We start from the raw sequence: 25,911 nt of genomic DNA, 5'->3' as shown, positions 1-25,911 counted from the left end.
AACTGATCATCGGGGTCTAGATGTTGGGAACTCTCAACCTTCTCCTGATGCATTAGTTCGTCGAAGACTTGGCTGGAGATGGAGATAGGCATAGTTAATAATACTGAAATAAAAGTAAAATTTATATTATTATTCTCAGTAAGTAACTTAAAGCTAAGTAAAAATTGCTGAGTGATAAATGATAAATATTTCTAATATTATCCCACAAATTGCGTGTCAAACCTGGCATTAATGCACCGGAAAAGGCAAAAATCCCTTCCAGAGCGATCGCGCTAATCTCACACTTTTAACTCGATGCGGCGCACGGATTTTCACGAATCCGAGACTGTACGTGCCATAAACTGACATAAATTCCGTATTGATGGAATTTATGCTGTCCTTTACATGATTTTAAGATGTTTTTACTAGATATTTGAATAAATCGTCAATTATTTTATTAGCTCCAATAGTTCCTCCAACATTCCAATTTACATTGTATACCTGTTTATTTTGAACAGCCTTAAGTTTTGACCAAATAGGCTTTTGCAAAAAAGATAAAAATTCAGGATTGGCTTGTTTAAAATCTTTGGTTAAGAAATCGGTCATAATGAATAGAAAATCGGCATCGTATTCGGGTAAAACTTCAATACTTAATGTTAGCTGAAGTTCTTTTTGAGTTTTTTGAATTAGTCGTAAACCTGCGTCGGTAATGATTTGACCATAACCTAGAAAGTCTGATCTGTAGCTATAGAAAACATCTGCCGAACCTGCAAGATAAATTACAGATATTGTTTTTGTTTCTAATTGTTTTCCTAATTGCTGCCGCAGTTTTTGGATGCGGTTTTGGTAATGAGTTAGAAGTTCTTCTGCGCGATCGCTTTTTCCCAATACCTGGGCTACATATCGTAGTCTTTTTTTAAAGTCGTACATCGTGGGAAAATCGATCATTACAGTAGGTGCAATCCTGGAAAGGAGTTTATGTAAGTTCTTCCGATTTGTTAACGCCAGAATTAAATCGGGTTTTAAAGCAAGAATTTTCTCTAGGGAAGGTTGACTCCCAATACTGCCTACAATTGGAACGTCAGCAAGTAACTCGTTGGGTATACCTCGAAATTTTTCCTCACAATCACGACAATACATCACACCAACAGGCTTTATACCCAGGGCCAGTACTGAATCGAGAACTATATTTTCCTCTAGCACAACAACTCGCTGCGGTTGAACTGGAATTTCAACTTTACCCAAAGCATCGCTAACCGTTTTTGTTTCTATTGGCGTTTGTGCAAGTGCTGGCTTGTCAATTTCTATTTGGCTTTTTTCTTGCTGCGGTGTGTTGTGGTTACAGGCTGCGATCGCTAAAACAGCAACTATGGTCAAAAATAATGGTAAAAATTTGTAACTGCTCGAAATCTGCCGAAGTTGCCATAATCTACTCCAGCTTGAAAAAACACTGTGGACAACCCAAACAAACTTAGCAAAAGTCAAAACACAAACAGTTTTAACAACAAGTAACAATCGCGTAATTGTACTAATGGCTTTCTTTTTCATTACAAAGAATGTCTTTCTTGAACTAATATTTGGCAGGTTATCCACAAGGTGCTGTGTTTAGGCAAGTTGCTCGGTTGACTACCCGTAAAGAGCCAGTTAAAACTCCCAACTCATAGAACCAATAATTGTAAAAGGCGCACCTGTTCTAACTAATGTTCTTAAGCCACTGCTAGAACCGTAATATTCCGTATCAAATAGATTACGGATATTGATAGCAGCCTTCCAAGCATCTCTACGGTAGTAAATCGCTGCATCAGTACGCAAGTAATCGGGTATTTCAAAAGAGTTAGCTAAATTTCCCGCCCGCGTACCCACATAAAACAGCCCCAAACCAAATCCCAAACCCTTCAAATCACCATTTTGAATTTGATATGTTGTCCATAAACTAGCTTGATTGTATGGCACATCCTCTAATCTATTGCCTATAGGAATAGAGACATCCTCACTGACTTCTGCATTGGTATAAGCATAGGAAGCACTCACCTTCCAACCGGGCAAAATCTCACCCGCAATATCTAACTCAATCCCTCTACTCCTTTGCTCCCCCACTTGAGTGGAAAAACCTTGCGCGGCTCGTTCGGGATCGGGATCGGTTGTTACAACATTCGTCTTGCTGATTTGATAAGCTGCCAACGTTGTCGAGAGTCTGCCTTCTAAAAAGTCAGCTTTAATGCCCACTTCATATTGCGTTCCTTTAGTTGGCTCGAATGCACTATCATCAGGGTTAAATCCTTGGGTAGGGTTAAAAGACTGAGTGTAATTGGTGTAGAGAGAAACAGATTTGCTCGGCTGATACACTAACCCGATTCGGGGGCTGAACGCACTATCATTTTGTTCTGATTCGTCTGTGCCACTCTTTTGTGTAATCCAGTCAAAGCGCCCGCCAATAAGTAACTTCAGGTTATCTTGAAAGCTAATTTGATCCTGAAGATAAAATCCATAAGATTGAACAGTCTGAAATCTACTAAAACCTCCAGTAGTAATTTGTGGCTCTGGAATGTTGTAGTTTGGGTTGAAAACATCTAGAAGAGGCACACCGAGGCGAATGACATTAAAATTGTCCACATAGCGGTTGACATCAAAACCAAACAAAAGTTGATGGGGAATCGAGCCTGTATTAAACTTACCAAGCAAGTCTATCTGGCCAAAATAGTTGTCTTGCGAGTAGTTACGTCTGGCAGCATAACTCTGTAAGAAGCGATCGTCTACAAGATTTATTCCTACTGTGTACTCTTCGCTGGCAGTAAAATTAGTTACAGCAAAATTATTCCGGATCTGCCAGTCATCGCTAAACTTGTGGGTCAGCGTGTAGCCATATTTGTGAGTGGTATAATCTTGACCATCCAAAGGATAACTTAAGTAGCGACTTCGAGGCAGTTTGAACGTATTATCGCTGAAAACAGTAGTGAAAGTCTCAGGAATACCATTGAAATTAATATGCTCATAGTATAGATTTAGGTCTGTCCTATCTCCCAATTTCCAACTGATTGAGGGTGCGATCGTAGTCAGATTTGTGTTGACAAAATCTTGAAACCCGTTGGAATTTTGATAGCTGGCATTGAGGCGATAGAGCAGAGTTTTATCGTCATTCAAGGGGCCGGAGAAATCAATACTGGGCTGAACAAATCCCCGGTTCCCCACCTCCAATCCAAGATTGTAATAGGGTTCACTGAGAGGTTGTTTGGTGATCACGTTGATAACTCCACCAGGTTCTAATGCTCCAAACAGAACCGAGGCTGGCCCTTTCAAAACTTCCACTCGCTCAATCGTCCCAAGTCCTGTTAGACCAAAGCCATTAACATCTCGATAGCCATTTCGCAAATTCCCTCCCTGTTGAAATCCCCTGATAATATAGGTTCCTGCGGGTGCATTAAAATTGGTATCTGCACTGGAAACACCACTAACCGTTTCCACTGCTTCCGTCAGAGTTCTGGGCTTACGATCTTCTAACACCTGTCGCGGTATAACCTGAATCGATTGGGGAATATCACGCAAAGGTGTGTCTGTCCTTGTTGCAGTCGTCGCATCCTGCACGCGATACCCATCTTGCTCACCCGTTACTACTAACTCAATCGGTTCATCCTGTTGTGCTGCTGGTTCCTCTTGGGGTGTCTCACTTGTTGGCTTTTCTTGAGCTTGGGGTGTTTGGGGTTGTTGCGCCGCAGTTACGGCTGGGATCACGCCAAAAATTAGCCCTTCATCACCGTCAAATAACTCAACCTTTGGCAATCCCCCCTCACCCGTGACTGTCACCCGGATCGTATTGGCATCAAGGTTTGTAACAGTTATCTCAGTAATACCTGTAACTGGGTTTTGGGAACGGAATGTAAATGTATCGCCACTAGGTAAACGCAATTGCGTATTAGGAATATCAGCGATAAAGTTATTCTCAGCACTGCGATTTGTGATTTGCAGTTGTTCCCCTTGAGCCGTCTGTAAAATCACCTCCACACCTTTTTCTGTGGGTTTAGCTTGCACTCCCGTCACCTGTACAATTGATGAGGGGGCTGTTTGGGGTGCTGGCGACTGTACTAGGATGATTGCGCTAGTGCTGGGACGCTCTATTTCACTCAATTGCCGAATTTTTCGAGTCAGCAGAGTTTTAAAATTTTTCTGACTTTTGACTTCCTGCTTCTCACCCGTTGGTTTAATTTCTGCCCATCCCGGCCCAATCGCAACAGCACTCAAGCATCCCGATAGAGTCAGTAAAAACCACAACCGCATACTAACAGACAAACAGCAACGCTTCATTACAACTCCTGATACACCAGCTTCTTGCAGAATTTGATTGAATTAATCTGCTTTGCCAAAACTCGGTGACTGCAAATAGTTCCTAATTCAATGAAGCTGAGTATAGAGAATTAATAGCAACTAAGTCTATGACAAAAATGGCATCATAGCTCTAAAACGGACTTCTTACCCGATAAACATTCACCTGGTGTAATCATAAACCTACGCTTAAAGGTTTCAGCAAAGCGTCCTTGATGGGAATAACCTACTCGGTGAGCAACCTCACTAATAGTTATGTTTCCCTGACGCAATAACTGTTCTGCCCATTCCATCCGTTTCTCTGTCAGGTAGCGAAATACTGTTGTTCCAAACAATTCTTGAAATCCACGCCGGAGAGTGCGATCGCTCACCCCGACAATTTGCGACAATTCTAACAATGACGGCGGATTCTCTAAATGTGTCAATAAAATTTCCCTAGCCAGATGAATCCGGGCGATGGTATCAGGCTTTAGTCGCGGCGATGGTTGCAGTCCATCTTGAGCAGATAAAATGGGAGCTAACTGCAATGCCATTAGTTCCAACACCTTACCCTGTAAATACATCCGCTTTGTGATACCCTGAAAAGGACAATTGACAATTTGCTGTGCTACTCCCTGAATAGCCGATGTGGTTTCCGGGTAGAGTAAAGTTTGCCAATTATTACCCTTTGCCAACAAACGCAACTGCTGGGGAATGTCTCCTGTTTCATCGGGGAAAAAAGTTGCCAGCAAATCAGGAGGCATGTGAATGTCAACGCCTATACGTGGAGATTTTGGGGATTCTGTAATCATTTGGCGTTGAACACCACTACCAGAAATACACGTATATCCTTCCCCTAACTGCCCCCCATATTCGTCTATGACTTTGCCTGAAAGGAAGACGCAAAATTGCAGTGGGTGATCCCATTCAGAGATTTTAAACAACACATCATCGTTATATTCACAATCCCAAATCGTCAGCCAGAGTTCTGGATGCACCTCAATATCCTGTAGATAGCCCTTACCCAGTTGCTTAGGCATTTCACTGATGATTTCGAATGGCTCTTTTTCTGGTGCTTGGGGGCTATTTTGGTTAGCTTCCGCCCACAGTTCCCAATGCTCTTTCTGGGTCAGGGTGATAGTCATAACTGGATGATACTTAAAGACTAATACTATTTATTCTCAATAATCGTACCGTGAATGCTTGATAACAAAGCAAATTAAGTTTAGATTTACTAATTTGCTCATTACCTGTACTTATAGCACCTGCGTCTTTGCGCTTCCAATCTTGCGAGACCTTGATTGCCTTGGGTGTTTTTCCAGTTCACATCGAGACTTAATTTTTGGCAAAAATTTTTTCTATTTAAGAATTAATGGTACAATTATACTACTCAATGCAGAATTGAATGCTCAATTTAGTCAAGCGAGGGTGGCGGATGGCATACTTAATGCTGTTCAAAGCGATCGCTTGGCTTTTATGCTAGAAAGGACTAAAAACTCAGGCATTATTAAAAAATGCAAACAATTAAACATATCTAGATATTAATTGGCACTACATAGAAAAACCCCAACTTTTTCAATCAGTACATTTTGCAGTCAGGAGTAATTTTAATGAACAGCTGCGTTTTGATGGCAGAAATTATCAACGAGCCGCAACTCCGCTATACAGCAGATAATCTAGGAGTTACAGAAATGCTGGTGCAGTTTCCCAATTCCATAAAACCAGAAGATCCGCCAGCTACCCTAAAAGTAGTGGGCTGGGGGAATTTAGCGACAGAAATCCAGCAAAACTACCATCAAGGCGATCGCGTCATCCTGGTAGGACGTTTAGGTATGAATACTGTTGAGCGTCAAGAAGGTTTTAAAGAAAAACGCGCTGAGTTGACGGTGCAACAAATTCAACCTGTTGGAGGTAGTTTTAATACCGATCCATTACCTTCTGCAACAGCAACTCCATCATTTACTGAAACTGCTCCCCGACAACCAGCAGCATCTCGTCCTGCACAGAAAGACGTTCCCAGTTACGAATCACCACGTCCAGCACCCACTCCGGCTGCAAATCCTGTTGGCGTTGCTCCCCAAGCGACAAATTACGAACCTGTACCTCAACCCACAAATTATGAGCGAACTACTTATCCAGCAGTGAAAGAGCAAGAACCAGATCCAGATGATATTCCTTTCTAAAGTTGGTAATTGAGCGTGTATTCAATTTGCTAACTAATATTACGATTAGACAATTTCTACAAATAGCCATCCTTGAGGATGTGCTATTTTTTTGTCTGTGTTGACGCTTTACTATATTTAGACTCCCCTACACCAATTAATAGTGCATAACCGTGAGTAAATTTGTCGCTCACTTTCATTTAACTAATTTCAGCAGAAGTCCCACGTCTCACTCTTAGGAGCGTGGGACGAATGCTGTGTGAGTTGACGACTGTCCTCTGACCAATGCCGTAGGCGAGAGAGGAGGATATGGAGGAAACGAACAAATTCTTACGTTGATTCTGTGGGTGATTCCTGCGCTTCAATATATTTCCTAAGAGTAGAAACCGTAACGCCGCCACAACTAGCAACAAAATAAGAACCACTCCAAAATACGTCTTTCCAATAAAAACTTTCTAGGTGTTCTGCAAATTCTTGCCGGAGTTTTCTAGATGATACAGACTTCAAATTATTTACTAACTTGCTCAATTCAACATCTGGGTGGTACTGGAAGAGTAGGTGTACGTGGTCATCTTCACCATTAAATTCTACCAGTTTACAATCCCACTTTTCTAGTAATTCTTGCATTACAACATTTAGCCTACCCAGCATAACTGAAGTGAAGGCTTTGCGCCGATATTTAGTCACCAAGACTAAATGCACCTTTAGATCACTAACAGACCTTCCTTTGGAAACAAAATCATTTTTCATATTATATCTAAATCAGTGTATACTAAAAAGGTAACACTTGATTAGTCGAGCAAGTGAAAACATCCTATCAGTACCGATTGAAACCCACGAAAGAGCAAGCCGCAAAAATTGACAACACACTAGATATGCTGCGTTATCAATATAATTATCAGCTTGCTCAAAGGTTTGATTGGTATGAGCAAAATCGTTGCTCTGTAGATAGATGTTCTCTAATTGTTTGTCGTCTCCCAGAGCTAAAAGATAAGCCTAATCGCTTTAGTCAGCAAGCCTCGTTAGTTCAACTCAAAAAGGACAGACCTTGGTACAAGAGTATTCACTCTCAAGTGTTACAAGAGATTCCTAAAAAAGTAGAACTAGCTTTTGACAGATGGTTAAAAGGAGATGCTAATGGCAAGCGTAGTGGCAAACCGAGATTCAAAGGTAAAGGACAATATAAAACTTTTACCTATCCACAATTCAAAAAAGAGCATTTTCAAAACAATAAAATAATATTGTCAAAAGTAGGCGATGTAAAAGTAATTGTTCATCGTCAAATACCAGACGGGTTTGATATCAAAACTGCATCTGTAACCAAAAAGGCAAGTGGCTACTATGTGACTTTGAGTTTAGAAGATAAGACAGTTCCAGCAATCAAGCCTGATTTTGATGCTGACAATATTATTGGAATTGATGTCGGACTAATAGATTTTATTGTTACTTCCGATGACGACAGGATAGCAGCACCAAGGTTTTTGCGTAAAGCTGAACGTAAGCTAAAATCAGCACAACGTCGTGTATCTCGTAGAAAAAAGGGTTCTAACAGACGCAAGAAAGCTATTCAAAAATTGGGTAAGCAACATAAAAAAGTTGCTGATACTCGCAAAGATTTTCATTTCAAGACTGCTAATGGCTTACTCAAAAAGTATGATGTTATCGCAGTAGAAAAACTGAATATCAAAGGACTAGCTAAGTCAAGACTTGCTAAAAGTGTAAACGACGCTGGTTGGGGACAATTTATTTCAATACTGACAGTCAAAGCCGAGAACGCTGGACTGAAAGTTATTGCTGTAAACCCAAACGGCACATCACAGGAATGCTCTAGTTGCGGTCAAAAAGTTTTGAAGCCTCTGTCTCAAAGAATGCACAACTGCCCTAATTGTAAAGTCAGCTTGTGCCGGGATTTGAACGCCAGCTTGAATATAAAAGCGCGTGGGACACACGCCTTAAAAGCTCAGATAATGTCTTCATTGAAGAGTCTCTGAGAAGCTCACGCTTACCTGTACTCAGCAAGCGTGAGTATGTCACGAAGCGTAAAAACAGAATTTAACGACATAATAGATCAAAACTATTGTTAAAATCCAGATAATTTTAAGTTAAAATTTCTACCTAACTCCTATGAGAGAAACTGTCCTAGAGGTTCGCAATTTACAAGTTGAATTTCCCGGTGATGGCAATACTGTCAGAGCCTTGGATGGTATTTCCTTTGAACTGCATCGAGGTGAAACTCTAGGAATAGTAGGAGAATCGGGGAGTGGTAAATCAGTGACAGCCTTAGCTGTGATGGGTTTGTTGCAAAGTCCTGGTATAGTTACTGGTGGTGAAATCTGGTTTCGTCCCCAGGAGAATGGTAACGCCATCGATTTGGTGAAATTGCCCCCTGAGCAAATGCAGCTACACCGGGGTGGCGACATTGCGATGATTTTTCAAGAACCGATGAGTTCGCTGAATCCAGTTTATAACATTGGGTTTCAGCTAACAGAAGCGATTATGCGGCATCAAAATGTGTCAGCAGCCCAAGCAAGACAAGTTGCGATCGCAGGTCTGCAAGAGGTTAAACTTCTACCTAGCGATGAAGAGATCCAGCAGCAGTATACCGAAACTTCACCGAAACTAGAACCATCAAAGCTAGCTCAGTTGGTCAAACAACACAAAGAAGCCATGCTGGAACGTTACCCTCATGAACTTTCTGGGGGTCAGTTGCAACGGGTAATGATTGCAATGGCAATTTCTTGCAACCCATTAATCTTAATTGCTGATGAACCAACCACAGCTTTGGATGTGACTGTGCAAGCGACTATTTTGGACTTATTGCAAGAATTGCAGCAAAGCCGTGATATGGCAATGATTTTCATCACCCACGATTTGGGACTAATTTCGGAAATTGCTGACCAAGTAGCGGTGATGTATAGAGGCAAAGTTGTCGAATCTGGTACTTCTCGGCAAATTTTCAGCAGTCCTCAGCATCCATATACTAAAGGTTTGATAGCTTGTCGCCCCACACTCAACCGCCGTCCCCAAAAATTACTCACCGTTTCTGATTACATGAGTGCAGAAGAGACACCAACGGGACAAGTAGTAATTCAGGCAAAAGAACCTGCGCTACCTATAGAATTCACCACAAAAGAGATTGCTACAAGATTGGCAAACTTCAATGAATTGGAACCTCTGCTGCAAATCCGCAACCTGAAAGTTGGTTTTCCGGTGCGCGGGGTGTTTGGTGGGACAAAACGCTACAATATGGCAGTTAACGGTGTTTCCTTTGATGTCAAACCAGGAGAAACACTAGGTTTGGTAGGAGAATCTGGTTGTGGTAAAACAACCCTTGGCAGAACCTTGCTGCGATTAATTGAACCGATGAGTGGTCAGATTATCTTTGAGAAACAAGATATTACTAACCTTAAAGGAGAACCGTTGCAAAAACTGCGGCGGGAAATGCAAATAGTCTTCCAAAATCCCTTTAGTTCCCTCGATCCACGAATGAAGGTTGGGGATGCGGTGATGGAACCGTTGTTAATTCACAGTGTTGGTAAGACTAAGCAACAACGACGACAACGGGTAGCCGAACTCTTAGAACGTGTGGGGTTAAGTGCAGATGCGATGAACCGCTATCCGCATCAGTTTTCTGGCGGTCAACGCCAACGGATTTGTATAGCCCGTTCTTTGGCGTTAAATCCTAAGTTTATCATCTGCGATGAATCAGTTTCAGCGTTGGATGTTTCGGTACAGGCGCAGGTATTAAATCTTCTCAAAGAATTACAGTCAGATTTTCAGCTTACCTATATTTTTATTTCTCACGATTTAAGTGTAGTGAAATTTATGAGCGATCGCATTTTAGTTATGAATCGCGGTCAAATTGTTGAAGAAGGCACAGCCGAAAGCATTTACCAAGAACCTAAAGAGGAATATACGCAAAAATTAATTGCTGCAATTCCTACTGGTAGTGCTGAACGGGTGCGAAGTCGGCATCTGAAGGCTTTATAGAAAGGGCGGATTGTCCAGATCCCCGACTTCTTTGAGAAGTCGGGGATCTAATTTTTCGTGGGTTATAAAATTTTTTCAACAGATATTTTTGCAAACAAAATTAATTACGTCTGCAAGTCCAGATTGAGTTTTTAAATTAGTAAAAATAAAAGGTTTATCGCCGCGCATTTTTTTAGCATCCCGTTCCATCACACTTAAATCTGCACCAACATAAGGTGCTAAATCAGTTTTGTTAATTACCAACAAATCAGACTTCGTAATACCGGGGCCACCCTTGCGGGGAATTTTATCACCAGCCGCAACATCGATGACGTAAATCGTTAAATCCACCAATTCTGGACTAAAAGTAGCAGCTAAGTTATCGCCACCACTTTCCAAAAATACCAAATCCAAATCGATAAAACGTTCCTCTAACTGCTCAATTGCCGCCAAATTCATCGAAGCATCTTCACGGATGGCAGTATGAGGACAACCGCCAGTCTCTACACCTAAAATGCGATCGCTAGCCAACGCCTGAGAACGCACTAAAAACTGAGCATCCTCTTGAGTATAAATATCATTTGTCACCACCGCAATCTGATACTGCTCACGCAATCCCTTGCACAAAGCATCCACCAAAGCCGTCTTCCCCGAACCAACTGGCCCAGCAACTCCCACTCTAAATGCGTTTATTGTCATTTGTCCTTTGTAATAATTACGAATTACGAATTACGAATTACGAATTATTTTGACTAACTCCTAAACAACCTTGTATACTGCGTTTCATGCTGCATACTTGCCAGCGACAAACCCCAACTACAACAAGCGAGTTCATCATCCTCCAACGCTAAAATTTCCAAGGCCGCAGTGCTAAATAATGGTTGCAAATCTAGCAATAATTGCTGTCCTGCTGTTTGTCCAAGAGGGATAAGTTTCACTCCCGCAGTAATTAAATTACTTGCCCAACTATGCAGATATCCGAGTAATGCGGCTTGGATACTAATTTGCCAATGGGCAATAGCAATACCAAAAGCGATCGCATAATTGCAAGGATTACCGACACCATTAGCAATAGGTATAATCTGCGGTTCTAGTTTACCAAGTAATTGGATCAGCGATCGCCCCATCTGCCAACTAGAGGCGCGTAACTCTTCTGTTTCCCTAGCTGCGGATAACCAGAGATTCCAACGACATAGCGACTCTAGATCATTCATTTTTGCCGATTGCTGCGATCGTACCATCACTGCCGCTTCTAACCGAATCGCCCCGTAGAGCAACTCTGCTTTTAACCAATCTTTGAGATTTGTGTGGTTAGCGATCGTACCATTTTCTACCAGCATTTCTAAACCTTCAGAATAGCTATATGCTCCCACAGGTAAAGCGGGGCTAGCCAGTTGCAAAATACTCAAAAGATGGCTATCAGTGAGCATGATGGTGTTGTCCATAAGCTCCTAATTCTGGCTGAAATGGTAGAATTTCCTCTTTAACTTCTAACCCCAATTGTTCCAACATTGCGCGTAAAACCGAATCGGAGGAGAGGCGTAAATAAGTTGGGGTAATTTCTACAGGTACATGGCGATTTCCTAAATGGTATGCTGCCCGTAATAATAAAATTGGTGTTTGGGCAAAGGCAGTTACTACTAGTTCTGGTTTGGCAATAATTCTAATTAAACTGTTATGGGTTTCTTCTTGCAAAATATCACCATCGTGTAAAACAGTTCCTCTAGGTAAATGTAAAAATACAATACCATCTTCCGTTTCAAAACGATGACGGCTGCGGGTACGTTCTTCTGCTGTTAACGCCAGAGTAAAGGTGACTGCTGTATCGCCGTTAGGTGGTTTAATTTGGGTAAATGTCAGCATACATTTCGCGTTAACTTCTGCTTTTCATCATGATTTCACAAATTATATCAATTCAAGTAATGTTTACGACACATAAATTATTCGTAAGGTTACAACATTGTTGTGCCCTTACCTATCTCTCGCATTCTTTTTTCTTAATTTAAGTTTCAATATCCACCTATTTAGCAAGAATTTACCCCATACTATCAGGGTAAAATATGGGGTTTGAAGAAGAATTCAGAAGTCAGAATTCAGGAGTCAGAATCAATCAGTCGGGGATTCAGATCGGCGCAGGATTAAAGACCACCAAATCTATGATTTGCTGGGGTCTTAAACCCGGTTATTCATCCGCCACTCGCACAGAATTCATTCTGAATTCTGACTCCTGACTCCTGAATTCTGTTCGATAAATAATTAAATAATTACGAAAATTCTGGCAATAATCCCAGTAATATGTCTCACTGAGGTTAAAATATCTACAGTATTGCCAACAGAGTCAATTGATTTTTTTAAGTCATTTATTCCTTCATTGAGGTCATCCTCTAAAGACTTGAGTTGAGCGGCAACTTTTTCTAAAGCTACTGTCTCCAGTTTTACTCGCAACATAGATAATTCTGTGCGATCGTCAATAAACTTTCGTTTTTTAGAAGTATCTGTTTCGGATTCAAAAATGTTTTGGATCTTTGATGAATTGAGTTCAAGTTCACACTCATAGAGTCGAGCTAGAAATTGGGTGCGAACTATATCTATTGCTGGTAGTTGATCTATTGTTATGCCAGGGCTGTGTGTCATGGTATGTTTCCTATTATATTATGTGAATAGCTAACTTTGTTTTTTGTCGGTTTCAATAAGTTGCAAGAAATCATTAACTTCTTGCAAAAAATTATTAACTCTTTCTGAAGTTAATTTACCTTCATAAAAAGCTTGGAAAACTTTTTGATAGTTTCCCAATGCCTGGCTAGCAAATTGAAGCTCTTGACCTCGGTTTTCCATTTTGAACAAATCCCGTCGGGCTTCAATCCATGTATCTTCATCGGAAATTGTCGTTTCCTGAATTAATGGACGGATAACAAAACGTTCTTCTCTTGCTATCCGAATAAGTTTGACATCTTGTGCTATTGAATCACCTAAAATTTTTAACATTTCTTTTTGAATTGTCAATTCAAGCAAAATTGTTCGATGGCGTTTTTCTAACTCATCACGCAATGCACCACGAATTTGTGATGAAACTACAAGGTTACTTATACTTTGAAAAAGTCCTGAATTGGTAATTAAATCGCTTCCTTTAAGTTCCTTTCCAATAGTATTGAGATTATCTACAACTTCGGCAATTTCTCCTTGAGCGTGTGTGGGAGAATCAGAACTAGCAAGTTCATTCAGCAGTTGAAAATAATTGCCTAATAATTTGTTATGCTTGCGTAATTTTCTAATGACTTCTAGACGTTCATCGTCACGATCTGCGAGCTTTTTGTAGTCGTCGATTGTGAGATTAATAATTTTGTCATTGCGTAATAATTGCTCGGAAGTGGTATCAATGCGTATATCACCTGCTGCGTCAAGTAGTCTGTCAACAGCATTTGTATATTCACTTCCTGCATTTGCAAATTTTTTGTAGTCATTATTTGAGCGGCATCCTGTTGTTAGCGTTGCAATTATTGCAAACACGAATACAGTTTTAGGGAGCGTTTTATTCATAATTATTGAAAATTACCATAAATTATAACTGATTGATAGAGATAGCTTTAAATATAGCAGTCCTAAATCATTTATAAAAATAAATGAACCGCAGAGGCGCAGAGAGCGCAGAGAAAGGAATCGGAGATTTTTACGACTCATATCATGCTCGACTTAATACTTATGCCATTGCAAGCGTTGCGCGGCAATCCCAAACCTTTGCGATTGCTTTATTCCACTTTGTTGCATTCGCAATGACATATTATAAGTGATTTGCCGAACATGATATCATTTAGGATCGCTATAGTACTTTATTAGTTAGCTAATAGGTAATGTGAACCAGAAAGTTGCCCCTGCACCCAACACACTATTTATCCCAATTTCGCCGCCGTGGGCATTGATGATTTGCTTACATAGATATAAGCCCAATCCCAAACTTACAGAATTGCGGATATTTGCACCCCGAAAGTAAAGGTCAAAAAGCCGATCGCTTTGTTGTTGACTAATACCTACCCCGTTATCACTAACAGTACAATAAATCATCTCATCTTCACGAGTAGCGTTAATTGTCAAGAGCAAACCAGGGGCATTATGTTTCAGAGCATTGACAATTAAGTTAGAAAAAACTCGCCATAGTTGCGTGGGATCTGCATTCACTAATGGCAAATCTGCGGATACTAGATTCGTCAGCTTGGCTTGATTTTGCTCTAATAATGGCTCTAAATCTGCGATCGCAGCTTGCACAACTGTCAGTAATTGTACAGGCTGACGTTGTAAAACAACACCTTGAATTTCGCCGATATGAGCTTCCATCAACGAATTAATTAAGTTGAGTTGGCGATCGCTACTTTGAATCATTCGCTCTAAAATTGAGCGGGAAATCGAAATATTTTCCTCTGGACGTGCAAGCAAGTTTTTCAGCACCATTAAAGTACCCAGCACTGGGTTGCGTAAGTCGTGGGAAACTGCATGAAAAAATACTCGTAGTTCTGCTTCAGTTTGTTTTCTCTGGGTAATATCTTCAATCAAACCCTCGTAATAAAGGAGTTTTCCCTGTTCGTCACGGACTGCGTAAGCTTTTTCTGAAATCCAGACAATGCTTCCGTCTCGGCGATAAATTTGAGATTCAAACTCGGAAATGCTGCCATACTTTTCCATCAGGCGGACAAATTCTGCGCGGCGGTTCGGATCGACGTACAATTGTTCAATATCAGTAGAAGCCGTCACCTCCTCCGCTAAGGAGTAGCCATAAATGCTTGCTAAAGCAGGGTTTGCTGTAATGTAATGTCCATCGGGACTGCTTTGAAAAATACCTTCAACAGCGTTTTCAAAAATGGTGCGATATTTAGTTTCTGCAACTTTGAGTTTTTGGTATGCAGATTCCAATTCTTGACGGGCGTAAAACTCAGAACGTTGCAGGCGATCGTATAGATAAACACCAATATCACATATAATACAAAACCAAAAAATGTATAAAATAAATGTGATGCTATATATTTCTGGGTGTTCAGGGACTGGTGTTTTTAGCTCAAGTAGAGTATTTATACCGAAATAGTAAACTAGTACACCCACTTGAGATAGCAAGTGAACAATCCAGCAAACTGGCATTAATACAGCCTGGCTCAAGAACAGCAGCGACCAACCAATCGGATCGGGTAGTGCAAAACCTCTGAGGGTGGCAAACAACTGCGATGCTAGACTAATTGCCCAAGAAGACCCTAAAAACAATAAATCTGGACGATGACGACCTAATTTAGTTTTATGTAAGGCAAAACAAATTAGTATATTCAACAGCATTGAAATATTGATTACAAAGCGTTGAGTTCTAAGTTCTTCTGGCAGTTGCTGCAACTCTTGAAATGGGAAAAAAAAGCCGTAAATGTCTCGCAAAGCGAAAGACAGCAAACAAATCAGCGCTAGCCATAACCATAAACGCAATCTCTGCCACAAAAAACGGTTACGCCAAACTCTATAAAGAGTAGTGGTTTCATCTCTCGTTGGTGCAGAAAAGGTTTGTCTCCACCACCTCTGCACTGTTGTAAATTGAGTAGCCATTAGCATCCGAGCAACTTTGCCCATACTTGAGGGTGTTTTCCTTACTCAACATTGCTATAAATAACACCCTCTCATTTTTTGGTAATTTATGGGCGATTTGTTGCGGATTCTGTTAGAGCGAAGCGATCGCCTGGGATTGCTATCTCTACGAGACGCTCCGCGAACGCTCCGCTCGCAATGGCAGGAGAGATATTTTTGACCAAAGAGGCAGGGGAGCAGGGGGCAGGGGGCAGGGGGCAGGGGGCAGGGGGAAAGATGCCGAATTCCCCAGCAAGAGAGGGTTTCAAGCCCCTAAATTTATTTATGCCCAGGTAACAAATATTTATTATGCCTACGGCACGCTGCGCGAACGAGATGCGTAGCACGAGAAATAATAAGTCCGTTTTCAAGCCCCTAAATTTATTTATGGGGTTTCTCCCCTGCTCCCTGCTCCCTGCCCCTTTTCCTCTTCAGTGACTTTCACAAAATTCATCAAAGTCAACACCCTACTCTGAAACCCTTAATTACTGCTAAATCTCAAAATCTCTTCTGTCCCCTGCTCCCTGCCCCCTGTTCCCCTGCTTCTTTGGCTAAAGGTAATGTAAACCAGAAAGTTAACCCGCGCTTGCGGTTGCTAATAACACCGATTTCGCCGCCGTGTGACTGAATAAATTTGCGGCAAAGATACATTTTTAAGCCAATGCTCGTAGAACAGCAATCTTGAGGATCGCGGACATGGAGATCGAAAAGGCGATCGCACTCTACTTTACTCATTACCACACCGTCATCTTGAATCTGAGTACGAACCATTCCGCCCTCAACGTTAGCGCTCACAATAAAATTTAATCCTGGTGGATTATTTTGCAAGCTATGTGTTACCAAATTTGCCAAAACTTTATCTAATCGGCTTGCATCTACCATCACTAAAGGTAAATTGGCGGGAACCAAATTTTTCAGAGTTGCTTGATTTTGTGTCAACATCGGTTCCAACTGGGCGAAAATTTTTCCCAGTAGGATGCTAAAGTCCACAGGTTCGGGTTTGAGATCCATACCCGGCTTTTCACCGCAATTAACTTCTAGCAATGAGTTAATCATTGCCAGTTGGCGATCGTTACCTTGAATCATCCGCTCGATTATTGAGCGAGATACTGGGATTGGGGATTGGAGGGAGGCAGAGGGGCAGGGTGCGGGGGGCAAGGGGGAGGATAGAAAATTACTTCTTTCACCTCTGCTCCCTGCTCCCTGCTCCCCTGCTTCCCCCCCACTCTCCACTTTTTGATTTAACAAATTCTTTAACACCATCAAGTTACCCATGACTGAAGTTCGTAAATCGTGGGCAACGGTGTGTAAAACAACATCTTTGACGCGATGCAATGTTTCAACTTCTTGCATTTTCTGCTGCAACTGTGCTGTTCGTTCTTCTACTTGGTGTTCTAAATTAGTGTTGAGTTCTGCGAGTTTTTGGTATATCTGGCTTTGCTGAATGGCGATCGCTACTTGTTCTGACATCTGCTGTAACAAATCAATTTCTATTGGCTGCCAATGACGCGAACCTGAGCATTGATTGGCAATTAATGCACCAAATAATTCATTCCCTAGCATAATTGGTACAGCCAAGCTAGCCTTAGTTTGAAATTTTTGGCAGTGTGCTTGGACTTTGGGAGATACTGACATTTGTGTAATGTCTTCAACGACACGCACAAGATTATCTTTTAGTAAGTTTCGCACTTCTTGTAAATAAGCTTCATCATTAGTAGACCAACCTAACACTGATGGATACTTGGGATCTACTGATTCAGCAAGAGTTCTGACTCCTAACTTGTCATTATTTAAACCAATAAAAACTCGATCTGTTTGCAGAAATTGTCTGACTTCGGTGACAGTGGTTTGCAGGATTTCCTCTAAGTTCAGGGAAGATCGAATTCGTACTAAGGTTTCTGCCAACAAGCGATCGCGTTGTGCTGCTAGGCGAAATTGCGCTTCTACCTGTTTGCGTTCTGTAATGTCGTGATGGACTGCTAAAATCGAAGGCAGACCATCTAAATCAATGATTTCGGCTGAAAGCAGCGTTGTAATTATCTTGCCAGACTTTTGCCGAAATTCAAATTCCAAGTTGCGAACAACTCCTGTAGTTTGCAACTCGTGTAGCAAATTTAGGCGATCGCGATCGTGTACCCAAAGATTTAATTCAAAGGAAGTTTTACCAATCGCTTCATCCCGCTCATAACCGGAAAGTTCTACAAAACTATCGTTAACTTCGATAAAGCGTCCTTCTTGCAGCGTGCTGATGGTAATGGAATCAGGGCTGCAACTAAAAGCTTTAGCAAATTTTTGGGCAAGATTTTGTAAGGAAATTTCTGCTTGTTTACGTTCTGTGATATCACGCACGATTGCTAATACTTCGTTTTCACCACTCACTACCAATCGCGCCTCATAATCTTTGACTCCCAAAGGCGTTGGTAGTTGATATTCGCAAGTTTGCAAAGTTCCAGAATCTAAAGTTTTTGCGATCGCTTCTATGCTAATTGCCGCAACATCACTAGGTAATAATTCTTGAACACGTTTACCAACTATTTCTTCTCTCGAAAGAGTGACATTTGCACCCTCACTTTTCAAATCTAGATACTCGCCATCATGACTAATACGAAACATTAAATCGGGAATAGCATCCAAAATTGCTTTATACCGCGCCTCACTTTCTTGCAATTTTTCTTCGGCTTGTTTGCGGTCTGTAATGTCTAAAATTAAGCCATTCCAAAGAAAATCGCCTTCTTCTTGTGGTTCTGCTTGCGAAGTACCTTGAATCCACTTAAGTTTGCCACTAGGCGTAATAATCCGACCTTCCCAATGCCAAGGTTTAAAAGTGCTACTACAAACAGTAATAGATTCTGCAAAAGCTTTTATATCTTGTGGATGAATTAGGTCATATATCACCTGAAAGTCTGCCTGTAAAGCTTCTGGCTTTAATTCATACAAATATTCACAGCCAGAACTAACATAAGGGATAAACACAGAACCATCTTGCCGTTGCAGAACTTGGAAAATTATCCCCGGTAAATTGGCAGCAATTGTTTCCAGCAAAGTAATATTCTCTAGTTGGAAATCTGGTTGATGCGGTGATTTTACAATTTCATCCACTCTTTGACCCTTTGATATATAAGCAATTGGGATAATATTTAAGGCAATCATAGCCATTTTAAGAGTTTTTTGACTGTCAGCGTTATCACTAACAACATAAAAAGTTCCTCTACTTTCAGAGTAGTTCTGGATGCAGCGATCGCATTCACCCAATCGGGTGAACAAGTTGTCCAAAAGTCAATCAATTCACAATTGCTATCTATTTAGCGATCGCCCCTGCTGAGTAACCTCCATTCCGCAACCCAACTGTCATAGACCAAAAAATGCGGATAGAATAGTACATGAGAACTAAATAACACGATTAATATAGTTGATAAATATTATCATTAAACTCAAAAGTGAAGCAGAGACAGATTACCAACTATCAGAAAATACTTTTGAGTAACAAAAATAAAATAAATAGAAAAGATTGAGTTTTTTCAAAAAAAATATAGAATGATCGAGGCAGAATTGCAGAGGGTAATTCTGCTGTGGTGTTTAATATTAAAGATATAAAAATACAATACAAAATATAGGCCATTCGGGCATAAGTAGGTCGGCGCAATTAAAGCTAACTGGCTAAGGCTGTCCTTTGTCATTGGTCATTAGCAACGGTTTTAAGCCTGTTTATATTTCGTAACATACTCGGTTTTTTCGGGCCAACTTACTTAGTACATGCAATTGAATTAGTAGAAATTACAGGACTTACGCAAAAATTGCCGAAAAGCTTAATTTATCGAACCGCCCTCCGGGTTCACAGTCGCCTACGGCGGGAAACCCGCCTACAGCGCTGATTCACCAAGACGCCAAGAACGCCAAGAATTCGTAGAGTGTGCGTAAGTTCTAAATTATTTAAGCTGTGGATTTCCCCAATTCCCCATTCCCAATTCCTCACTCCTGCCTACGAAGACTAGAATTAGAATTGACGTGACGTTTCTTAGTAGCTAAAGTGTCAGATTCTCTGCCATTGCGCGATCGCTATCTTGCTTTAATCGATGAAATTGTCGAAACCACCCTCAAGGGCAAAATTAGCTCTGTTGAGATGGTGTATCAAATGCTGCTTAAAGGAATTACTTCCGGTACAGGGGAAGTCTTTGAGTTAGTTTTGAGCGATCGCCTGAATGCCCTCCAAAGCCAAGTAGATGGTGAAAAAGACGAACTTAAGAAAGCCAAAGCGACTCGGAGCTTGAGAGCCATTAAGACTATTCAGAGTCAATGGCAACGTTGGCAAGAGCAAAACAAAACCACAGAAGCGATCGCTTCCGCCGTTACAGAAATTACCACAGCCCCGGCTAACGAGCGTTTGGCGACATTTTTGCGGATTACTGACCCCAATCAGAAGTATCCGCTAAATTTGCAACAGCTACAGCAATTGTCAAAAGCATTACAGCAATTTGCCCAGGCAGATAGTGATTTAGAACAATTTTCTGAAGGGATTACCCGTGGTTTAGCTTCTTGGCAGCGATTGCAAGATAACTTGCTCAGTTGGATGTACGAGCAAAAAGAAGCTTTAGGATTTGGCGGCGTACCCGGAGAACGTGGCCCTTGGGCAAGTTGGGCTAAACAACTCAATAGTGAGTTACCCAAAGCACTGCTTCGCACCTTAGCGATGGAAGAATCGGCAATTGAGTTTGCCCAGCGACAACGGGGAATCACCCTGAGAGATTGGGTGGAAATGGCATTAATTTTACAGTTCTTGCAACGGGGACTAATTAACTGGTTTGACCAACAAGCTTACGATGTTAAAGCTGGGCCAAAGTTGTCCATTTCCACTTTTTTGACCTTTGCAGTGATTTGGAGTCAATTAGCCAGTGGTTTTGCAAGCATTGGGACAGTATACGCTGATGCCTGTTCTCAAATCATGCTCCAGATTTTGCGAACCTTTGCCCAGCGTCCATATTTTCCTTTTTATGGTGGAATTTTTGCCTCTTTTACTGGCACTTATTTGCGAGATGCCCTCGATTATTTGGATGAACCATTGCGAAGGGGTGAGGGAACCCAAGAAAAAGCGCGTATTTTGACACTTTTAGGTTATTCGCAGCGTGCTTTAGGGCAATACCAGCGCTCAATCGATTTTCATCAGCAGGCGCTGGAGATAGCCAGGAATGCAGGCGATCGCGCCTGTGAAATTGCCAATCTCAACCACCTCAGCCGCACCTACGTGCAACAGCAAAATTATTCTGAGGCAATTAACTACAGCCAACGAGCATTAATATTGAGTCGGCAAGCAGGCGATCGCACAGGCGAAGCCAACGCGCTAGTAAATTTAGGTTACAGCGAAGTCATGCAGGCTCAAGAACTAGAAAACCTAGAACCTGAAACTTATGAAGCTGCAATTAACTATTTGGAACAAGGTTTAAAATTATCAGAAAAATTAGGCGATCTCCAAAGTAAAGCCTTATGTGTCAGCAGCTTAGGAATTGCCTATTTAGTAATTGGAGAACACCAAACTGCAATTAAATATCTGGAGGATGGCTTTAAAACAGCGCAAGTTTCCGGCGATTTATATCTCCAAGGGCGGAACTTAGCTTATTTAGCAGAAGCTTATTACCATCTCCAAAATTCTGAAAAAACCGTTTACACAGGCTGCTTAGGAATGTACCTTTTGGAGCAAATTGCTTCTAATGAGTGGCGGCAAGCGGCAGGTTTACTAACAATTTTGCAAGGACAAATCGGGGCAGAAGCTTTTCAAAATTTCCTACAGCAACATCGCCCCAAAATCATTGCAGTTATCGGTGTAGATGGCTATGATCACATTCCCAAATTGTTAGAAGTATACAAGCAAGATATTTGAGGAGCAAATTATTGTAGAGACGGCGATTTATCGCGTCTTTGTGATGATTTATCGCGTCTGAACCGTATTGATACCATTTCTTTGTGAGCCTGCGTCAAACCCTTTTAAACTCTTTCTTTGTGTCCTTTGCGTCCTTTGCGGTTCGTTTTTCTTCCTTTTACTTATGGTTTAGTACAGATGATGTTTAAGGGCACAAGCAATGTTGTGCCCCTACCTGTGTACTTCATTTAGCTGAAAAACGCTGCAACTCCTAACTTATTACTAAGTGATTACAGTTGGTTTTTCCCGTCCTGTCAGTTCGCGGATTTGGGCTATCTCCTCAACAAGAGTGATTAAAGAAGCAAGTGCTTGCTGTGGATCAAGGTCATGTTTGGCTGGATCTGCCTCATAGCTTTCTATGTAAACTCTTAGGGTTGCACCTTGAGTCCCCGTCCCAGAAAGTCGCACCACAATGCGGGAGCCATCGGTAAAGCCAATGCGAATACCCTGTTTTTCGCTAACGCTACCATCAACAGGATCGGTATAACTAAAGTCATCACTGTATTCAACTTGATAGTTACCGAATTGCTTACCTTTAAGGGTTGGTAATAAAGAATGCAATCTTGCGATTAAAGTGTTTGCTGGCTCAATCTCAATCCCTTCATAATCATGGCGGGAGTAATAATTGCGTCCATAAGTCTGCCAGTGTTCCTGGACAATTTGCTCAACAGATTGTTGCCGCACTGCCAGGATATTCAGCCAGAATAGAACCGCCCATACTCCATCTTTTTCGCGGATATGGTTAGAACTAGTACCAAAACTTTCTTCACCGCAGAGAGTCGCTTTACCCGCATCTAAAAGGTTGCCGAAAAACTTCCAACCAGTGGGTGTTTCATAAGATTCAATTCCAATCTGAGCGGCAACTCGATCCACAGCTTGACTAGTAGGCATCGATCGCGCTACTCCAGCTAAACCGGAACTATAACCAGGGACTAGCTTGGCGTTTGCGGCTAAGACTGCGAGGCTATCGCTAGGAGTGACAAAGAACTTACGCCCTAAGATCATATTGCGATCGCCATCTCCATCAAAAGCTGCCCCAAAGTCTGGCGCATTGTCCCCGTACAAAATATCTACCAACTCGTGGGCATAAACCAGATTTGGATCAGGGTGTCCGCCCCCAAAGTCTTCTAGGGGTGTACCATTACGCACAGTTCCTACTGGTGCGCCCAAACGTTTTTCAAAAATGGCATGAGCATAAGGGCCAGCTACCGCATGTAAGGCATCGATGCTGATCCGAAAATTTCCAGAAGTCAACAGCTGGTGAATGCGATCAAAGTCAAACAAAGACTCCATTAACTCTTGATAATCTTGCACAGAGTCAATCACCTCAACTACCGTCTCTCCCAAATGTGATTCACCCAAGGTTTCTAAATCTACATCTGGTGCTTCCAGAATTTGGTAGCTATCAATCACTTTACTGCGATCGTAGATAGCCTCTGTCACCTTTTCCGGCGCAGGGCCACCGTTGCCAATGTTATATTTCACACCAAAGTCACCATTTGGCCCGCCCGGATTATGACTAGCAGACAAGATGATGCCGCCAATGGCCTCGTACTTGCGAATAATAGCGGAAGTTGCAGGAGTAGACAAAATCCCCCCCTGACCAACTTTAATCTGCCCAATTCCATTAGCCGCAGCCATTTTTAAAATGATTTGAATGGCTTGGCGATTGTAATAACGACCATCACCACCCAGAACTAGGGTTTGCCCCTGTAATTCCCCTACAGAATCGAAGGTGGATTGGATGAAATTTTCCAGGTAGTGGGGCTGCTGAAAAGCCTTAACTGCTTTCCGCAGGCCAGAAGTACCGGGCTTTTGGTCGCTAAAGGGAGTAGTAGAGACTTTACGAATGTTCATAGAGCGTGTTTAAAAAGGCATTTTCTCTTACAGCTTTGCATAAGTTCGTTACAAAAAAAATTGCCCCGTATTAAACCTTTGTGTATCCTCTGTAGCTTTCGAGTAGTTCATTCTTACGCAAAGCTGTACTAAGTACACCTGAATTCTGCTGTTTATATCATGTTCGGCAAATCACTTATAATATGTCATTGCGAATGCAACAAAGTGGAATGTTCGCGTAGCGTCTCGTAGAGATAGCAATCGCAAAGGTTTGGGATTGCCGCGCAACGCTTGCAATGACATAAGTATTAAGTCGAACATAATATTGAAGCTATATTTACCCCCCGCTACGCCGTCACCCTTTCCATTTTTCATTCCCCTCTTTTTTCTCCTCCTCGAAACTATTTTCTCGGTTTTTTGAATTCAATGTTTAAAGGTTGACGTGCTAGTAGATTGGGTTGAGGAACGTAGCAAGATCCGCCAGGTTAACCCAACATTTTCATATCAGTCCTCAATTTCATGCCAATTTCATTTTGAGATGAAAGCCTGGGTATAAGGTGCAGAAAAATTTCCCTAAACCAAGCTAGCTTTGTTTACCAAAAATTGCGATCGCAGTTTTTCTTTGCACCCATACTTCAGGATTTCTGATAGCGATGCCCAACTCTCTGCGTTTCCAACCAATTCTAAACATGCGTTGTGTTTCTGGTACACTTGTCAGCTTACTATTATTGGCAAGCCCAGTAGCAGTTTTAGCCCACACCGGACACGGAGATGAATTTCACCAAGAAAGTGAAACCACCCCAGCAACTAGCTCTATTCAAGTTGACAATCAAACTGCCCAACGCCTGGGAATAAAAGTTGAGCCAGTAAAAAGCCAGCGTTTAGCTTTGGGTATAAAAACCACAGGACAAATTGAAACTCTACCTAGCAAACAAGTAGAAGTAACCACACCAATTGCAGGCGCGAAGGTGGTTGAGTTATTAGTAGAACCTGGTGCATTAGTTAAACAAGGTCAACCCGTGGCTATACTATCTAGTCCTGATTTGGTAGAACTGCGGGTTAACTCCCAAGAAAAACTGGCTCAAGGTCAGGCTGATTTACAACAAGCCTTAGCTGATTTAAAATTAGCGCAACAAAACCGCGATCGCTATCAACAAATTACCACAGCAGAGATCGCCCAAGCTCAAAGTCAAGTAGCATTTTCCCAAGAAAAGTATGACAAAGATCAAGAATTAGTTGCTCAAGGTGCTTTACCACGGCGTAATGCTCTCGAATCTCAAACTCAGTTAGCTCAAGCTAAAGCTGAACTTACCAAAGCCAATAGCCGCCGAGAGGTTATTGAAGCTGAAAATCAACTTAAACGCGCTCAGGCATCTGTTGACGTAGCAAAATCCCGAATTACTCTCAGTAACAGCACTTATGAAACTCGGCTGCAACAACTAGGAATCCGTGGCAATGCCAAAGGATTGGTGACGGTAACATCTCCCATTTCTGGGAAGGTTGCAGATAGGGAAGTTACTCTTGGTCAAACCTTTGAAGATGCAGGTGGTAAATTGATGAGGATTGTTAATGACAATCAGGTTTTTGCCACAGCGAATATATATGAAAAAGATTTAGACAAAGTTAAAACAGGACAACAAGTTAGGGTTAAAGTTGCTTCTGTCCCGAATCGTACTTTTACGGGACGAATTGCGGTAATTAATTCTGTAGTAACAGGCGAGACACAGGTTGTACCTGTAAAAGCCGAAATCAATAACCCTGGTGGTGTACTGAAACCAGGAATGTTTGCAGACTTGGAAGTTTTGACAAACCAAACCTCCTCAGCTATCTTGGCGATTAAGAGCGCGGCTGTGGTAGAAGCTAATAATAAAAAAGTTGTCTACATCCAAAATGGCAATACTTATCAACCAGTTGAAGTTACATTAGGTCAAACCTCTGGGGACATGGTTGAGGTCAAAACAGGTTTATTTGAGGGAGATATGATTGTCACCCAACGCGCACCGCAACTCTACGCCCAATCTCTGCGAGGCGGGGGGAAAGTAGAGGAGAAGGGGAGCAGGGAGCAGGGGGCGGGGGAGCAGGGAGCAGGGGGCAGGGGGCAGGGGGCAGGGGAGAAAGAAGTAACTGCTAATTCTTCACTTCCTTGGTGGGTTGGACTTGGGGGAGGAA

General features: G+C 41.8%; 17 protein-coding genes. 5 read left to right on the top strand and 12 right to left on the bottom strand.

Annotation, left to right across the window (positions count from 1 at the left end):
• Positions 1–390: 390 nt before the first annotated feature.
• From VB732_RS31915 to VB732_RS31905, 3 genes are all read right to left on the bottom strand, one after another.
• Positions 391–1,356 carry an iron-siderophore ABC transporter substrate-binding protein gene (locus VB732_RS31915; protein ID WP_323234860.1) on the bottom strand — a complete coding sequence of 322 codons (966 nt, stop codon included), beginning with the start codon at positions 1,354–1,356 and terminating at the stop codon, positions 391–393.
• 267 nt (positions 1,357–1,623) lie between these two features.
• A complete protein-coding gene (locus VB732_RS31910) occupies positions 1,624–4,278 on the bottom strand; it encodes a TonB-dependent siderophore receptor (RefSeq protein ID WP_323234859.1) in 2,655 nt (884 codons plus the stop codon).
• 143 nt (positions 4,279–4,421) lie between these two features.
• The gene (locus VB732_RS31905) at positions 4,422–5,420 is read right to left on the bottom strand and encodes an AraC family transcriptional regulator (RefSeq protein ID WP_323234858.1); all 999 of its coding nucleotides are present in this window, start codon (positions 5,418–5,420) and stop codon (positions 4,422–4,424) included.
• 465 nt (positions 5,421–5,885) lie between these two features.
• Here VB732_RS31905 and VB732_RS31900 point away from each other — a divergent pair, with 465 nt between their 5' ends.
• The gene (locus VB732_RS31900; RefSeq protein WP_323234857.1) at positions 5,886–6,458 is read left to right on the top strand and encodes a single-stranded DNA-binding protein; all 573 of its coding nucleotides are present in this window, start codon (positions 5,886–5,888) and stop codon (positions 6,456–6,458) included.
• 309 nt (positions 6,459–6,767) lie between these two features.
• Here the strand turns inward: VB732_RS31900 and tnpA are convergent, their stop codons facing one another.
• Entirely contained in the window at positions 6,768–7,187 is a 420-nt protein-coding gene (gene tnpA, locus VB732_RS31895; protein ID WP_323234856.1) for an IS200/IS605 family transposase, read from the bottom strand.
• Between the two features lie 53 nt (positions 7,188–7,240).
• On the opposite strand from tnpA, the gene VB732_RS31890 reads away from it, so the two are divergent.
• Positions 7,241–8,428 (top strand): transposase, encoded by a 1,188-nt coding sequence (locus tag VB732_RS31890; protein WP_323234854.1) that lies wholly within the window; start codon positions 7,241–7,243, stop codon positions 8,426–8,428.
• A 133-nt stretch (positions 8,429–8,561) separates the two neighbouring features.
• Positions 8,562–10,427, top strand: a complete 1,866-nt coding sequence (locus VB732_RS31885) for an ABC transporter ATP-binding protein (protein ID WP_323234853.1) — start codon at positions 8,562–8,564, stop codon at positions 10,425–10,427.
• A 75-nt stretch (positions 10,428–10,502) separates the two neighbouring features.
• Here the strand turns inward: VB732_RS31885 and ureG are convergent, their stop codons facing one another.
• The 7 genes from ureG to VB732_RS31850 all read right to left on the bottom strand — a co-directional run bounded on the left by ureG (position 10,503) and on the right by VB732_RS31850 (position 19,151).
• Entirely contained in the window at positions 10,503–11,099 is a 597-nt protein-coding gene (gene ureG, locus VB732_RS31880) for an urease accessory protein UreG (protein WP_179075485.1), read from the bottom strand.
• 59 nt (positions 11,100–11,158) lie between these two features.
• Positions 11,159–11,851 (bottom strand): urease accessory protein UreF, encoded by a 693-nt coding sequence (locus VB732_RS31875; RefSeq protein WP_323234852.1) that lies wholly within the window; start codon positions 11,849–11,851, stop codon positions 11,159–11,161.
• Positions 11,826–12,269, bottom strand: a complete 444-nt coding sequence (ureE, locus tag VB732_RS31870) for an urease accessory protein UreE (RefSeq protein WP_323234851.1) — start codon at positions 12,267–12,269, stop codon at positions 11,826–11,828. Before ureE ends, VB732_RS31875 begins: the two co-directional genes overlap by 26 nt.
• A 393-nt stretch (positions 12,270–12,662) precedes the next feature.
• Entirely contained in the window at positions 12,663–13,040 is a 378-nt protein-coding gene (locus tag VB732_RS31865) for a hypothetical protein (RefSeq protein WP_323234849.1), read from the bottom strand.
• Between the two features lie 30 nt (positions 13,041–13,070).
• Complete coding sequence (locus VB732_RS31860; RefSeq protein WP_323234848.1) at positions 13,071–13,943, bottom strand: hypothetical protein; 873 nt, start codon at positions 13,941–13,943, stop codon at positions 13,071–13,073.
• A gap of 297 nt (positions 13,944–14,240) precedes the next feature.
• Positions 14,241–15,977 carry a sensor histidine kinase gene (locus VB732_RS31855; protein WP_323234847.1) on the bottom strand — a complete coding sequence of 579 codons (1,737 nt, stop codon included), beginning with the start codon at positions 15,975–15,977 and terminating at the stop codon, positions 14,241–14,243.
• Between the two features lie 516 nt (positions 15,978–16,493).
• Positions 16,494–19,151, bottom strand: a complete 2,658-nt coding sequence (locus tag VB732_RS31850; protein ID WP_323234861.1) for a PAS domain S-box protein — start codon at positions 19,149–19,151, stop codon at positions 16,494–16,496.
• Between the two features lie 871 nt (positions 19,152–20,022).
• Here VB732_RS31850 and VB732_RS31845 point away from each other — a divergent pair.
• Positions 20,023–21,867 carry a tetratricopeptide repeat protein gene (locus VB732_RS31845; RefSeq protein ID WP_323234846.1) on the top strand — a complete coding sequence of 615 codons (1,845 nt, stop codon included), beginning with the start codon at positions 20,023–20,025 and terminating at the stop codon, positions 21,865–21,867.
• Between the two features lie 261 nt (positions 21,868–22,128).
• Here VB732_RS31845 and VB732_RS31840 read toward each other — a convergent pair whose 3' ends face one another.
• Positions 22,129–23,763: an alpha-D-glucose phosphate-specific phosphoglucomutase gene (locus tag VB732_RS31840; protein WP_323234844.1), complete on the bottom strand. Its 1,635-nt coding sequence runs from the start codon at positions 23,761–23,763 to the stop codon at positions 22,129–22,131.
• A 632-nt stretch (positions 23,764–24,395) separates the two neighbouring features.
• On the opposite strand from VB732_RS31840, the gene VB732_RS31835 reads away from it, so the two are divergent.
• Positions 24,396–25,911: efflux RND transporter periplasmic adaptor subunit (locus tag VB732_RS31835; protein WP_323234842.1), on the top strand; the 1,516-nt coding region annotated here is incomplete at its 3' end.

Origin of the sequence: Nostoc sp. UHCC 0252, assembly GCF_034931145.1 — a bacterium.
Lineage (GTDB): Bacteria > Cyanobacteriota > Cyanobacteriia > Cyanobacteriales > Nostocaceae > Nostoc.
This window is presented reverse-complemented; position numbering and strand designations above follow the sequence as displayed.